Source organism: Labilibaculum filiforme, assembly GCF_002843315.1.
Taxonomy (GTDB): domain Bacteria; phylum Bacteroidota; class Bacteroidia; order Bacteroidales; family Marinifilaceae; genus Labilibaculum; species Labilibaculum filiforme.
The window spans coordinates 1-14,394 of sequence record NZ_MVDD01000016.1 but is presented as its reverse complement, the minus strand read 5'-3'; the positions used below and the strand labels follow the sequence as shown (position 1 = coordinate 14,394).

12 protein-coding genes are annotated in these 14,394 nt (G+C 36.1%); 10 read left to right on the top strand and 2 right to left on the bottom strand.

From position 1 onward, the window contains the following. Positions 1 to 20: 20 nt before the first annotated feature. On the bottom strand, positions 21 to 590 hold the full coding sequence (locus tag BZG02_RS16410) for an anthranilate synthase component II (protein ID WP_101262730.1): 570 nt from the start codon (positions 588 to 590) through the stop codon (positions 21 to 23). Between the two features lie 3 nt (positions 591 to 593). Continuing rightward, positions 594 to 1,994, bottom strand: coding sequence for an anthranilate synthase component I family protein (locus BZG02_RS16405; protein ID WP_101262727.1), 1,401 nt, complete (start codon positions 1,992 to 1,994; stop codon positions 594 to 596). A gap of 953 nt (positions 1,995 to 2,947) precedes the next feature. On the opposite strand from BZG02_RS16405, the gene BZG02_RS16400 reads away from it, so the two are divergent. The 10 genes from BZG02_RS16400 to BZG02_RS16355 all read left to right on the top strand — a co-directional run bounded on the left by BZG02_RS16400 (position 2,948) and on the right by BZG02_RS16355 (position 14,180). Beyond that, positions 2,948 to 4,099: a pyridoxal phosphate-dependent aminotransferase gene (locus BZG02_RS16400; protein WP_101262725.1), complete on the top strand. Its 1,152-nt coding sequence runs from the start codon at positions 2,948 to 2,950 to the stop codon at positions 4,097 to 4,099. An 84-nt stretch (positions 4,100 to 4,183) separates the two neighbouring features. Continuing rightward, the gene (locus BZG02_RS16395) at positions 4,184 to 5,083 is read left to right on the top strand and encodes a prephenate dehydrogenase (protein WP_101262723.1); all 900 of its coding nucleotides are present in this window, start codon (positions 4,184 to 4,186) and stop codon (positions 5,081 to 5,083) included. Positions 5,084 to 5,232: 149 nt separating this feature from the next. Beyond that, a complete protein-coding gene (locus BZG02_RS16390) occupies positions 5,233 to 6,318 on the top strand; it encodes a bifunctional 3-deoxy-7-phosphoheptulonate synthase/chorismate mutase type II (RefSeq protein ID WP_101262721.1) in 1,086 nt (361 codons plus the stop codon). An 86-nt stretch (positions 6,319 to 6,404) separates the two neighbouring features. Then, complete coding sequence (gene aroB, locus BZG02_RS16385) at positions 6,405 to 7,448, top strand: 3-dehydroquinate synthase (RefSeq protein ID WP_180335758.1); 1,044 nt, start codon at positions 6,405 to 6,407, stop codon at positions 7,446 to 7,448. Between the two features lie 12 nt (positions 7,449 to 7,460). Continuing rightward, a complete protein-coding gene (gene aroA, locus BZG02_RS16380) occupies positions 7,461 to 8,738 on the top strand; it encodes a 3-phosphoshikimate 1-carboxyvinyltransferase (protein ID WP_101262715.1) in 1,278 nt (425 codons plus the stop codon). Between the two features lie 86 nt (positions 8,739 to 8,824). Then, positions 8,825 to 9,274: a 2-thiouracil desulfurase family protein gene (locus tag BZG02_RS16375; protein ID WP_101262713.1), complete on the top strand. Its 450-nt coding sequence runs from the start codon at positions 8,825 to 8,827 to the stop codon at positions 9,272 to 9,274. A 54-nt stretch (positions 9,275 to 9,328) separates the two neighbouring features. Then, positions 9,329 to 10,309, top strand: a complete 981-nt coding sequence (locus BZG02_RS16370) for a chorismate synthase (protein ID WP_101262711.1) — start codon at positions 9,329 to 9,331, stop codon at positions 10,307 to 10,309. Between the two features lie 201 nt (positions 10,310 to 10,510). Beyond that, complete coding sequence (locus BZG02_RS16365; RefSeq protein ID WP_180335757.1) at positions 10,511 to 10,939, top strand: acyl-CoA thioesterase; 429 nt, start codon at positions 10,511 to 10,513, stop codon at positions 10,937 to 10,939. 37 nt (positions 10,940 to 10,976) lie between these two features. Continuing rightward, complete coding sequence (locus tag BZG02_RS16360; RefSeq protein WP_101262707.1) at positions 10,977 to 11,522, top strand: DUF1697 domain-containing protein; 546 nt, start codon at positions 10,977 to 10,979, stop codon at positions 11,520 to 11,522. 144 nt (positions 11,523 to 11,666) lie between these two features. Further along, complete coding sequence (locus tag BZG02_RS16355; RefSeq protein ID WP_101262705.1) at positions 11,667 to 14,180, top strand: S9 family peptidase; 2,514 nt, start codon at positions 11,667 to 11,669, stop codon at positions 14,178 to 14,180. Positions 14,181 to 14,394 lie beyond the last annotated feature (214 nt).

Sequence of the window (14,394 nt, the reverse complement as noted above, 5' to 3'; positions counted from 1 at the left end):
TGAGAATTGAGATATTAGACTTAAGAATTCAACCAATTTTCAATCATTTTCAGACCATTAGGAGTCAATACAGATTCAGGATGAAACTGAACACCTTGTACATCGTATTCCTTATGGCGAATTCCCATGATTTGTCCTTCAGCGTCTTCGCAGGTAATAGTTAAACAAGCCGGTAAATTCTCTTTCACCACATTCCAAGAATGATATCTTCCTGCTGTAAACTCCTGATCGATTCCCTGCAAAACACCCTTATCATCAGCAGTTCTAAAAACTGAAGTCGCTACTCCATGATAAACTTTATCTAAATTCTGAATACTCCCTCCAAACACTTCTGCAATAGCTTGTTCACCCAAACAAACACCTAATATTGATTTCGTTGCAGCGTATTCTCTAATCACATCTTTTAAAATACCCGCTTCGTCAGGAATCCCTGGTCCGGGAGACAAAAGAATCTTATCAAACTTTGCCACCTCTTTCAAATCTATTTCTCGATTTCGGTGCACTTCAATATCCTTCGCACCTAAGTTTCGCAAATATTCCACCAAATTATAGGTGAAGGAATCGTAATTATCTAAAACTAAAATCTTCATATCCTATATAGTTTGCGCTAATTCCATTGCTTTTCGCAAGGCTGCTAATTTATTACTCACTTCGTTCAACTCGTTCACCTCTTTCGATTTTTCAACCACTCCGGCTCCAGCCTGAAAATACAACTGATTGTCCTTGCTCATAAAACTACGAATCATGATCGCTTGATTCACTTCCCCATTAAAACCCAAAGAACCAATGCATCCGCCATAAAAACCTCTAGCTGTTGGTTCATACTGATCAATTAACTGCATAGCACGGTATTTTGGTGCACCCGATAAGGTTCCAGCCGGAAAGGTATCTCCCATTAACTGAAAAGGATTATATCCGTTAGGAAGTTCACCCGAAACCTTAGATACCAAATGAATTACATGCGAAAAGTACTGCACCTCACAAAAAGTTTCTACTTTGATATTCTGTGCATCGCGGCTCAAATCATTTCTTGCCAAATCCACTAACATCACATGTTCAGCCTGCTCTTTTTCATCCTTTAGTAACTCTTTCGCCAATTCGGCATCTTTTACAGCATCGCCAGTTCTTCGGAAGGTACCTGCAATTGGGTGAATGTATGCTTTCTTATCTTTTATTTCGATCTGTGCCTCGGGCGATGAGCCCATGATCCGAAACGATCCGTAATCGAAATAAAACAAGTAAGGCGATGGATTAACTGATCGTAAAGCACGATACAAATTAAAATCATCACCTTTATAAGCTTGAGAAAACTGTCGAGAAAGAACAATTTGAAATACATCACCTCTCTTACAGTGCTTTTTCCCCTGTGTCACCATATTTATATAGGTTTCATCATCCATATTAGAATGTTCCTCCCCATTCAAAGAAAAAGTAAAAGAAGGAAGGTTTCTATTATTCAATAAATCAGCTACTTCACGTATTCTGGAATCGTCACCATTTTTAACTAACTCAATAATTTTCAAGGTATTATTGAAATGATTTACCTCAATAATAAAACGATAAAGGGAATAACACATTTGAGGAATGCCCGACTGCTTCTTGTTCAAATCAAAATATAAATCCTCGAAGTAAGGAACTGCATCGTAAGTGGTATAACCAAACAGTGCATTTGCCTTTGGCACATTTTCCTTTCCTTCTAAATCGAACTTACCAACAAAGTCTTTCAGCTTCCCAGACACAAAGCGTTTGCCTTTGCCTCTTGCATCACAAACTTCTTTTTTGCCTTCAATTTCTTCTATCAATTGTCCATCTCTTAAAGTGATGCTGGCAATTGGTTCCAAGGCAATAAACGAACTGGCATTTTCCGGACTGTGGTAATCCGAACTCTCCAATAGAATTGCACCAGGAAACCGATCTCTCAATTTTAGATACATGCTCACCGGAGTAATTACATCGGCTAGTAATTCTTTTTTTAAGTATTTAAACTTTATCATTTGGCTAATAGTTAATTTCGATTCAAAAAAAAACGGCCTACTGAGTATCAGTAGGCCGTTTGCTATGTTCTTATATTTTTAGGAACTAATTTTTGCACATACGGGGGTCACCTCTGCTCTGGTTTTGAGAGTTCACAGCTATGCCACCACCAATATTTGTTAATCATTCCAATCATCTTTTGTCTTTTTTCTTCCTACAAATCTAATTAATAATTTATTCAAAATCCAAATATAAATAATTAAAAAAATCTTTTAAAACCAATTCAAAAGCAATCAATCCCCTTACTACAAAGGGATACAGGATATTTTATTTTTCTTAAAAAAAAAATCACAAAACTAAAAACCTATTTAAATACTTTTACAAGTTCACCATCACTACAAAGGGGTTTCCCAATAAGAAAGTCTATTTTTTATCACAACACTCCCTTTTCTCACAATCAAAAACCTAACAAGGATATATTTTTTTTATTTTTTTATCTAAAATTCTCATTTTCCTTCACTATATAACCTCTGCAGGCAAATGAACCCGAACAATACAAACGTTAGCAATTAATTAATTCTAAAAAATAGATTTGCAGGATAAGAAATAATTCCTACATTTGGTGCAGACAATAATGAAACAATTGATTATTACAATGAAAACATTCAGTACTTACTTTTATTATTTCTGGTATTTCTATTATCCACAACGATAAGGGCAAGAATTGATATGTAACAACTCGAACAGATACATTTAAAGGTCTTGCCCATCAGGTAGGACCTTTTTCATATAAAAAATTACAATGACCAATTTAGGATTAGCATTTCGATATTATTATTTTTATTTCTGGTACAACAACGACCGGGCGGGATGCCTTATACCTAATTTTAAGTAAAAAGTATAACTAAAATCCTGTTCCTAACGAGCAGGATTTTTTTTATAACTCGGAACCAAAATTTTAACCACAAGCATAATGATTCAACCAGCAAACAGAACTCAGGGAATAAAGGAGTACTATTTCTCTATAAAACTAAAAGAAATAGCAAAACTTAACGAAGGTAAAGTAAAAGTTCTTAACCTAGGAATAGGTGATCCGGACATGTCTCCCTCTGAAGATACTTGGGAAATGCTTAAAGAAGCCTGTTCTCATCCTAAAAGTCACGGATACCAATCCTACCAAGGAATTCCTGCTTTACGAGAAGGATTTTCGAAATGGTACAAAACCTTCTACAATGTAAATTTAAATCCGGCCAACGAAATTTTACCCTTAATGGGATCTAAAGAAGGAATCATGGTAACCTCATTGGCTTATTTGAATGAAGGTGATGAAGTATTAATTCCAAATCCCTCCTATCCTACTTACACATCGGTAACCAACCTATTAGGCGGAAAAATTGTTTCTTATCCTTTGATTGAAGAGAATAATTACCAACCCGATTTTGAGGCACTGGAAAAAAGAGATTTAAGCAAGGTGAAAATTATGTGGGTCAACTATCCTCATATGCCTACAGGAGCTCGAGCAAGTAGAGAATTACTAGAAAAAATAGTTGCTTTTGGAAGAAAATACAAAATATTAATCGTGAATGACAATCCCTACAGCTTTATTTTAAATGACTCTCCAATGAGTATTATGAGCATTGAAGGAGCAAAAGATTGTTGTATTGAATTAAACTCGCTGAGCAAATCGCACAATATGCCGGGCTGGAGAGTTGGAATGATTTGCGGAAAAGCCGAAATGTTAGAGCCTGTATTAAAGGTAAAAACCAATATGGATTCTGGGATGTTTTACCCAGTTCAACAAGCTGCAATTAAAGCCTTATCGCAGGATAAAAGTTGGTACGAATCTATTAATAAAGTGTATAAAACCAGACGTAAATTAGTTTTCCAACTAATGAAACTAATTGAATGCACTCCCAGAGAAGATCAGGGCGGGATGTTTGTTTGGGCTGCAATTCCAGAGAAATACAAAGATGGCTACGAATTGAGTGACAAAATACTCAATACAGCAAAAGTATTTATTACTCCAGGAGGAATATTTGGAGATCAAGGCGATAAATACATTCGCATTTCTTTATGTAGTAGCGAGGCTGTAATTGAAGAAGCCATAAAACGAATTAAAAAATAGTAACAAGATTCGAGACACAAGTATCCATACTTTAAAAATAGTAATACTTGTTACTTTAAGCTTATTACTCAATACTGAAATAAAATGATACTATCAGTAATAGGATTGGGATTAATTGGAGGTTCGATAGCTCTTGATTTGAAAAAAAGAGGATTCGTAAACAAGGTAATTGGTGTTGACAACAACACCCTTAATGCTCACGCTGCTAAAAAGTTAGGTTTAATTGATGAAATTCAGGATTTAACAACTGCAGTGCAAGCCGCCGATTTGGTTCTTCTAGCCATTCCCGTAGATGCCTGCTTAAGAGTGCTGCCAAAAATTATGGATCTAGTTCATCATCAAATAGTAAGTGATTTAGGATCTACCAAAGAACAATTAATAGAGTCGATTGCAAATCATCCTAAAAGAAGTCAATTTGTACCAGCTCACCCAATGGCCGGAACTGAATTTTCAGGACCACAGGCTGCACATTCAGGATTATTCGATGGAAAATGTTCCATTATTTGTAATCCCGAAGATTCCGACAAAAAAGCAGTTCAACTGATTAGCGAAATGTTTCATTGTTTGAAAATGAGATGTGTGTTTATGGATGCCGAAGTACATGACAGACAAACTGCATATGTTTCTCATTTATCGCACATTAGTGCTTTCGCTCTATCCTTAACCGTATTGCACAAAGAAAAAGCAGACAAACACATTTTTGAATTAGCTAGTGGTGGATTTGATTCTACCGTTCGTTTAGCAAAAAGTTCGGCTGAAATGTGGACTCCAATTTTTCAGCAAAACAAAAAGAATGTTGGAAAAGTACTTCAAAAATATATTGACCAACTTCAACAATTTAAGGATTTAATTGAGAAGGATGATTTAAATGGCATTAATGATTTAATATTTGAAGCCAACGATATTAGAAGAGTTCTTGATCAGAAAGAAAAAAACGAGAAAGAAACCATACAACAAGCATCAAAAATTAAGACTGGAGCATAATTATTTGCAAAAAAGGCGACAAGAATAAAATAACAATTTGCTTCTTATACATGTAGTTTAGTTAAAAAGTAGCATAATATAGTACGGAATATCATCTAAGTAAAAACCATATTTTTAATCACTCGAAAAAGAGTATAAAAAACAATATAATGAAAGACATGGATATCAAACCACTAAGTAGCTGGCCAATAGATGTCAGTACGCGCCCTCTTGTTATTGCAGGACCTTGTAGTGCAGAAACTGAAGAACAAGTAATGGATGCTGCACGTGGCATTAAAGCAGCGGGTATTCCAATTTTCCGTGCCGGAATTTGGAAACCACGTACCCGTCCAAATAGTTTTGAAGGAATTGGAGCAAAAGGATTGATCTGGTTGCAAAAAGTAAAAGAAGAAACCGGATTAATTACTGCAACAGAAGTTGCCAATGCCCGTCACGTTGAACTAGCTTTAGGTGCAGGCGTAGATATTTTATGGATTGGAGCAAGAACTACAGTTAATCCATTTGCTGTTCAGGAAATTGCTGATGCTTTACGTGGTCACGACATTCCAGTTTTAGTAAAAAATCCTATCAATCCCGATCTAGAATTATGGATGGGTGCAATAGAAAGACTTCATGCTGTTGGACTAACACGATTAGCCGCAATTCACCGTGGATTTTCGACCTACCAGAAATTAAAATACAGAAATGATCCTCAATGGCAAATTCCAATTGAATTAAAGAGAAGAATGCCACAACTGCCAATATTCTGCGATCCTAGTCATATTACAGGAGACCGTGATTTATTAGATGAAGTAGCTCAAAAATCGATGGATTTAAACTACGAAGGATTAATTATTGAATCGCATTGCAAGCCAGAAGAAGCTTGGAGTGATGCCAAACAACAATTAACCCCAGTAGCACTTAAAGAACTTTTGGCCAACTTGGTACTTCGCGACCCAGAAGCTGGTAATGAACTGGTTGACAACACCCTTGGCGAATTAAGACATTTAATTGATGATTTCGATCAAAAATTATTAGAGTTATTGGAAAATCGCATGCAGGTTGCCAAAACTATTGGTCACTATAAAAAAGAAAATAACATCACCGTTTTACAAAACAAACGTTGGGGATCTATTTTAGAAAAAAGCATGGAAAATGGAAAGAAAAAAGGATTTAGTGAACAATTCATTAATAGCTTATTCAAAGCCATCCACCAAGAATCAATCAATCAGCAGGAAGAAATCATGAACTCATAACAATAGGTTTGAGAATTTAGAAATGAGAGATGAGATTGATCGTCTCTCATAATCTAATATCTCCTATCTCACATCTCTTTAAAACAATGAAGACCATACACATCGAAAAACAAAACAGCAGTATTTATGTTGGAGAATCTTATCTCAACCTTAGCAAGTATCTCCCCGAGAAGAAATGCTTTCTGATTTGCGATGAGAATATATATAAACATTATTCCGACTTTGTTAAGCAATTCGATTATATCGTTATGGGTTGTGGCGAAGGAAATAAAAACTGGCTAACGGTCGAAAAAATTATTGAGCAATTGCTAGATAGAGGTGCTGACAGAAATAGTTTTTTGTTGGGAATGGGAGGCGGTTTGGTTTCTGATGTTACTGGTTTTGTTGCTTCTATTTTTATGAGAGGACTTGAGTTCGGCTTTATTAGTACCTCCCTACTATCTCAGGTAGACGCGAGTGTTGGTGGCAAAAATGGAATCAATTTTGGCAAACTAAAGAATATGATTGGCAGGTTTAATCCTCCAAGGTTTGTGATTTGCGATCCGGTTTTGCTACAAAGCTTACCTAAACGGGAAGTTAGAAGTGGATTTGGGGAAGTAATTAAGCACGCTTTCATTAAAGATGAAAATCTGTACTATTTTCTAAAGGAAAATCGGGAAGCATTACTGAATTTAGATCCTAATTTGATGGAAGATTTAGTATACCGAGCTGTTTCCATTAAAACTGAAGTGGTAGAAGGCGATCCTCTTGAAAAAGGAGAACGTAAGAAATTAAATTTCGGCCATACTATTGGTCATGCTATTGAAAATAATTCTGATTTAACTCACGGAGAAGCGATATCTGTAGGAATGAATTTAGCTTGCCGGATATCTCAAGATTTGTGTGAATTAAGTGAGGATAACACTAAAAAGGTCAATAATTTATTAAATGACTTTGGATTACCATTACAGCATGATGTTTCTGCGGAAACTATTAATCAATATTTAATTAAAGACAAAAAGAAAAATCGATCAACGATAGATTTTATTCTACTAAAAAAAATAGGAGAAGCCACCATTGTTACCATTCCTATTGAAGAACTAAAAACCATGGTGATTGGACTTTGTGCCAATCCTAAATCAGCCCTTTAAAAAACCAAAATTATGAGAGTTCGAATCCAATCCTCAACCATTAAAGGAAAACTAACCCCTCCTTCCTCGAAAAGCATGATGCAAAGAGCTTTAGCCGCTACCATGTTGGCTAACGGAAACTCTGTAATTCACAATCCTTGTAAATGTGAAGATGCGGATGCCGCAACAGATATCATCCAGCGAATGGGTTCGGTTGTCACCAAAAAGGAAAATTCTTTAGAGATAACTTCCAAAGTAAGCGAAGCTCCCAAAAGCATTCATGTTGGAGAATCGGGACTTTCATTAAGGATGTTCTCGCCGATTGTTGCGTTAAAACCAGAAGAAATGGAAATTACTGGAACTGGAAGCATCTTAAAAAGACCCGTTCAGAACATTATCGAAGGATTGGAAAATTTGGGTATTGATTGTCAAAATCCTGGCAAAGGATTTCTACCCATTCGTATAAAAGGTGGCTACAAGAGTAATTTTGCAAAAATTGACGGATCGCTTGGTTCTCAATTCCTCACAGGTCTATTAATGGCTCTGCCCTTACGAGACGAAGATACAACACTGAAAGTAAAAGACTTAAAAAGTATTCCTTACATCAACATGACTCTGGATCTAATAAAGCATTTCGGTATTGAAATAGAGCATGAGAATTACGAGAACTTTCATATAAAAGGAAATCAAATCTATCAACCAACGGAGTACACAATTGAGGCAGATTGGAGTTCGGCAGCTCCTCTTTTAGTTGCTGGAGCATTAACAGGAAGTATTACTTTGGAGCATATGAATCCTGATTCTTATCAAGCTGACAAAGCAATTTTAGATGCCTTGCAAAAATGCGGAGCTTCCATTAAATGGGAAGGAAACAATTTAACAGTAGAGAAGAAAGGCTTAAATGCCTTTGATTTTGATGCAACACATAGTCCTGATCTTTTCCCTCCTTTAGTTGCTTTAGCAGCTCATTGTGCTGGAGAAACCAGAATTACAGGAGTTCACCGATTAGAATATAAAGAGTGTAATCGTGGTCTCGTTCTAAAAAAAGAATTTTTAAAGCTCGGAGTTCCAATTCGCATCGAAGGTGATGAAATGATTATTCCCGGTGGCAAAGTAAAAGGAGGATTAGCAAAAAGTAATAACGATCATCGAATTGCCATGGCACTTGCGGTTACCGCATTAGCATCTCCAAGTCCGATTGAAATTGGTCAGCACGAATGCGTAGCCAAATCGTATCCAGAATTCTTTACGGATTTACGAAAAATAGGTGGCGGAGTTGCTCAATTTTATTTCGATAGTCAGTTTGTATAAACAATAGAATAAAACATTAGATCTAAGAAGTGAAACAATAAATCACTACTTGACATGAAACCCTTTTTAAGCATTTAAATTTACCTATGATAATAGTTAGCGCTTGTTTAGCCGGTTGTGAATGCAGGTACGATGGCAAAAGCAACGAAATTCCAGAAATTAAGCAACTTGTACTGGAAAATAAAGCCCTCGCTCTTTGTCCAGAGGTATTAGGAGGCCTAGGTACGCCTCGTATATCTTGCGAAATTGTACAAGTAAATAATGAATTAAAGGTGATTGACCAAGATAAAAACGACTATACATCCCAATTTACAAAAGGTGCCGAAATAGTCATAAATGTTGCAAAAGCCTTAAATTGCAACATGGTAATTTTAAAAGCCAACAGTCCGTCATGCGGATATGGAAAAATTTATGATGGCAGTTTCACTGGAAAACATCGAAAAGGAAATGGCCTTACTGCCGAATTACTGGCAAAAAATGGAGTGCAAATTCGAAATGAAGTAAATTTTCATTCACTACTTGACAATGAAAAATAAACAATAGCTATTTTTACTAGCTACTATATGACTGTATACTAATAATTACAATAAATGAATAATTTCGGAAGAATATTTAGACTTAGCATATTTGGAGAATCTCATGGCAAAGGAGTTGGAATTACCATCGACGGATGCCCATCGGGAATCGACTTAACAGATGAAGACCTTTTACCGGATTTAAGTCGTAGAAAGGCTGGAGCGAGAGGTACAACCCCGCGAATTGAAGCAGATATGCCAAGCATACTAAGTGGTACCTTTGAAGGAAAAACTACTGGTGCCCCTTTAATTATCCTATTCCACAACAAAAATACTAAATCGAAAGACTACAGTAATTTATTAGACAGTCCACGCCCTGGACATGCCGATTTTGTTGCGAAACATAAATTTGGAGAACACAATGATTATACGGGAGGTGGTCATTTTTCAGGAAGAATTACCCTTGGTATTGTTGCGGCAGGCGTGGTTGCCAAAAAGATATTAGGCAATGTGAAAATTGATGCCAAACTAACTGAAGTTGGTGGTAAAACAGATTTTGACGCTGCTGTTGAAGAAGCTTTACTTGCACACGATTCGGTTGGAGGTATTGTAGAATGTCGCGCTAACAATCTTCCAATTGGATATGGCGAACCCTTCTTCGATTCGGTAGAATCGATGATTTCTCACCTTATTTTTGCTATCCCTGCAACCAAAGGAATCGAATTTGGTTCTGGCTTTGCTGCTGCTAAAATGAAAGGTTCGGAGCACAACGATAATTTTATTGATGCATCAGGAAAAACAGAAACCAATCATGCAGGAGGAATTAATGGAGGAATTACCAACGGAAACGAACTTGTATTTCGTGTGGCTATTAAACCAACCTCATCGATTGGCATTAATCAGAAAACCATGAATTTTGCCAAAGGAGAAGTAGAAGATTTACTAATTGAAGGTAGACACGATGCCTGCATAGCATTACGAGTACCAGTAATTATTGAAGCCGCAACTGCAATTGCATTGGCTGATTTAAAATTATTAGATAAAGCCAGAAGATAAGGCACAGATCACTAAAAACATAACCCCCACTAGATTAATTTCTTTGTGGGGTTTTCTTATTTCAATTTCTCAATGAATAGCTACACCTCCTTAGCAATTCGCAAAGCAAAGCATTAATTTCATAGTAAATGCAATTAAATATTAACCCTTAAATAATTACATTTACCACGCAACAAAACAAGCACCTAAAAATCATAAATAATGACAGATAATTTAATGATCGTTGAAATGGAAATAGGCATTAAAGCCTATGATATTGACGCAATGGGAATCGTAAGTAATATTGTATATATTAGATGGTTTGAAGATTTAAGGCATCTTTTTTTAGAGAAACACTTCCCCTATAATGAAATGATAGCCACCAACATATCTCCTATATTAATTAAAACAGAAGTACATTACAAGCTTCCCTTAACCATTCATGATCATCCCAGGGGAATATGCAGAATTAAAAATTTAGGATCGAGCAAATGGGAAATGGATCTTGAAATATTCTCTGGTGACCTTATTCATTGCAAAGGCAAACAAATCGGTTGTTTTTACAATCTTGAAAAACAAAGACCTTCCCTAGTTCCAAAGCGCTTACTTAAAGCTTACGAAGAAGCAAAACTGCAAACACAAGCAGAATAATTTACTAAGTTATATTACTCACCACTAACTAATTACTATGAACGAGAATACAAAATATATTTCCCTGTTACGAGGAATAAATGTTGGTGGTAAGCGGAAAATATTAATGGCAGATCTTAAAGATATGTATGCCGATTTAGGGTTTACAAATTGTAAAAGTTACATACAAAGCGGAAACGTAATTTTCGACTACCAAAAATGCCCAAATCATGAAGTAGCATTAATAATAAGTCAGAATATCTTAAAAAAATACGGATTCGAAGTACCGGTAATTGTGCGAACACAAGAAGAATGGCAACAATCTGTTCAGACAAATCCATATATCGGAATTCATGAAAATAAAAACCTCTGTCTTACTTTTCTTAACGAAAACCCAAAAGAAGATTTAATCAAAACAATTAGTGCATTAAACTTTGAACCAGACTGTTTTCAAATTATCCATAAAGATATTTTTATCTACTGTTCTGGTCCCTATCACAAAACCAAACTCAGCAATCAGTTTTTCGAATCGAAACTAAAAGTAAAAGCCACATCACGCAACTGGAATACTGTTCTTAAACTATTAGAACTATCGGCAACATAAAATTTAGCAGACTTTAGAATCTTAATTACCGCTCATACATCCCGAAAATGAACCCTCTTATCGAAAAGTGAAAAAAAAGAAGACTTCTTATTCATCCTATTTCTATTTTAGTTGTCTTAATACAACACAGCATAACTCAATTACATGAAAAAAAATTTACTTACCCTCCTATTAGTAGTAATGGGAATAGGATTATTTGCACAGGAAACGCCTGTTACCAAAGCAAATTATGAATTGGCGGCTAAATTCTCGCCAAACCGACTAAGAAAAATAGTTTTTTCGACCAGTGTTGATCCTCATTGGCTAAAAAGTGGTGAAAAATTCTGGTACAACTACAAAACATCTGAAGGAGAATTCTACTATTTAGTTAATCCGGTAAACAACACAAAATCGGAACTGTTTAATGCCGTAAAAATGGCTGCTGACATTAGCCGTTTAACTGCCGATCCGTTTGATGCACAGCACTTAGATATTAGTAAGCTGAAATTTATTAATAATGAAAAAACAATTCAGTTTGAAGTAAAAAGTGAGCTGGTAGAAGAGGAAGAAAAAGACGACGAGGAAGACGGAGACAAACAGGAAGAAGAAAAAGATGGCGAAAAAAAGAAAAAAGCCAAAAAGAAAATGATTCCTAAAGTATGGCATTTCGAATACCATATTGCTTCTCAAAAACTAAATTTGTTGAATGAGTTTGAAAAGCCATTAGAGCAAAAAGAGTGGGCTTCGGTAGCTCCAAATCAAGAGTATGTGATTTTTGCAAAACATCACAACCTTTATTGGATGGATGCCGAAAACTATAAAAAAGCACAAAAAAACGAGAAAGATTCTACCATTATCGAACATGAATTAACTACCGATGGTGTAGAATATTATAGCTATGGTAGTGGCACTTATGGCAAAACCAACAAAGAGATAGAAGAAGAAAAAGACAAACGAAAAGAAACCTATGTAACTTTTTCTTCCGACTCTAAAAAGTTTGCACTAACCCGAGAAGATGAGCGTGAAGTTAAAGATCTTTGGGTGATTAACTCGGTAGCTTCGCCCCGACCAACATTAGAAAAATACAAATACCATATGCCAGGAGAAAAAGAAGCTCCACAATATGAAATTCTAATTTTCGATTGGGAAAGTAAAAAATCTGTAAAAGTTAAAACCGCAGCTTTTAAAGATCAAACCCTTTCTATTCTAAGAGCTCCTCGAAAAAAGATGGATGCCGATGATGAACTAAAGTTTTCAAAATGGCTGTCGGCCACAAGCGATTTATTGTATTTCAAGCGTCAGAGTCGCGATATGAAACGTGTTGATATTTGTACTGCCAACACCACAACCGGTGAAGTAAAAGTACTTATTGAAGAACGTTTAAACACCTATATTGAAACCAAGCAATTGGGTTTTGTAAACAATGGAAAAGAACTAATTCACTGGTCGGAACGCGATGGCTGGGCACATTTCTACCTTTACGATGGAGAAGGAAACCTAAAGAATCAAATCACATCAGGACCATGGCACTGTGAAGAAATTGAGGGAATTGATGAAAAAAACAGAGTGCTTTACTTTACAGGAAATGCTCGTGAGAAGGACGAAGATCCATACTACACTCACCTTTACAGTGTAAATTTTGATGGTACAGGACTTAAGCTATTAAACAAAGGAAACTTTTCGCACGATGTTAGTCTGAACGATCAGAACAACTACTTTGTAAACAACTCATCTAGAGTAAATACAGCTCCTGTTTCGGCCTTATACAATTCAAAAGGCAGTAAAATAATCGATTTGGAAACCACTGATCTTTCTCGATTATTTGAAACTGGCTATCAATTTCCAGAGCCATTTATGGTGAAAGCTGGCGACGGAGTAACCGATATTTATGGGGTGATGTACAAGCCATTCGATTTTGATCCTAACAAAAAATATCCTGTTCTTACCTATGTTTACCCAGGACCACAAACCGAAGCCGTTTACAAAAGCTTTTCGACTCATATGGACAGAGCCGACCGTATGGCACAATTAGGATTTATTGTGGTTACTATTGGAAACAGAGGTGGACATCCTGCCCGATCGAAATGGTATCACAACTATGGTTATGGCAACCTAAGAGATTATGGTTTGGAAGATAAAAAAGTTGGTTTGGAACAATTGGCCGACCGATTTAACTTTATCGATATTACTAAAGTAGGAATCTTTGGACACTCAGGCGGTGGGTTCATGTCTACAGCTGCAATGTTGGTTTACCCTGATTTCTTTAAAGTAGCTGTTTCGGCAGCCGGAAATCACGACAACAACATTTACAACCGCTGGTGGAGCGAGACTCATCATGGTGTAAAAGAGGAAGTTTCTGAAAAAGGAGACACTAGCTTTATTTATAAAATCGACGAGAATCCAAGCTTGGCTAAGAACCTAAAAGGAAAGTTACTAATTGTTACTGGCGATATCGACAACAATGTACATCCTGGTAATACCATTAGAATGGCCAATGCCTTGATAAAAGCCAACAAACGATTCGATTTCTTTGTTTATCCCGGACAACGACATGGATTTGGCAACATGAGCGAATATTCGTTTTGGTTGCGTGGTGAATATTTCTGTAAGCATTTACTTGGCGATTATAGAAACAGCGCCGATTATGTAGAAATGCAAAACGATCAGCCAAGAAACTAAAACTCTCTTTATCTAGATATTTGAAATCCCGATTTGCAGTTGCAGATCGGGATTTTTTTATTGAATAGCATTCTTTTTCTATAATAATTGGATCAATTCGAATATCAGGTGGAGTAAGATTTTTTAAGCATATATTTTAGCGACTCTAAAAAGGAAGAAGTTAATATCCCTCACCCCTCTAAGTGATGCTCTGAATGCTTTCAGTTTTGCATTG

Bases quoted from the DNA above. Each gene is read 5' to 3' on its own strand.
- BZG02_RS16410 (WP_101262730.1), bottom strand. From the start codon at position 590: ATGAAGATTTTAGTTTTAGATAATTACGATTCCTTCACCTATAATTTG.
- BZG02_RS16405 (WP_101262727.1), bottom strand. From the start codon at position 1,994: ATGATAAAGTTTAAATACTTAAAAAAAGAATTACTAGCCGATGTAATT.
- BZG02_RS16400 (WP_101262725.1), top strand. From the start codon at position 2,948: ATGATTCAACCAGCAAACAGAACTCAGGGAATAAAGGAGTACTATTTC.
- BZG02_RS16395 (WP_101262723.1), top strand. From the start codon at position 4,184: ATGATACTATCAGTAATAGGATTGGGATTAATTGGAGGTTCGATAGCT.
- BZG02_RS16390 (WP_101262721.1), top strand. From the start codon at position 5,233: ATGAAAGACATGGATATCAAACCACTAAGTAGCTGGCCAATAGATGTC.
- aroB (WP_180335758.1), top strand. From the start codon at position 6,405: ATGAAGACCATACACATCGAAAAACAAAACAGCAGTATTTATGTTGGA.
- aroA (WP_101262715.1), top strand. From the start codon at position 7,461: ATGAGAGTTCGAATCCAATCCTCAACCATTAAAGGAAAACTAACCCCT.
- BZG02_RS16375 (WP_101262713.1), top strand. From the start codon at position 8,825: ATGATAATAGTTAGCGCTTGTTTAGCCGGTTGTGAATGCAGGTACGAT.
- BZG02_RS16370 (WP_101262711.1), top strand. From the start codon at position 9,329: ATGAATAATTTCGGAAGAATATTTAGACTTAGCATATTTGGAGAATCT.
- BZG02_RS16365 (WP_180335757.1), top strand. From the start codon at position 10,511: ATGACAGATAATTTAATGATCGTTGAAATGGAAATAGGCATTAAAGCC.
- BZG02_RS16360 (WP_101262707.1), top strand. From the start codon at position 10,977: ATGAACGAGAATACAAAATATATTTCCCTGTTACGAGGAATAAATGTT.
- BZG02_RS16355 (WP_101262705.1), top strand. From the start codon at position 11,667: ATGAAAAAAAATTTACTTACCCTCCTATTAGTAGTAATGGGAATAGGA.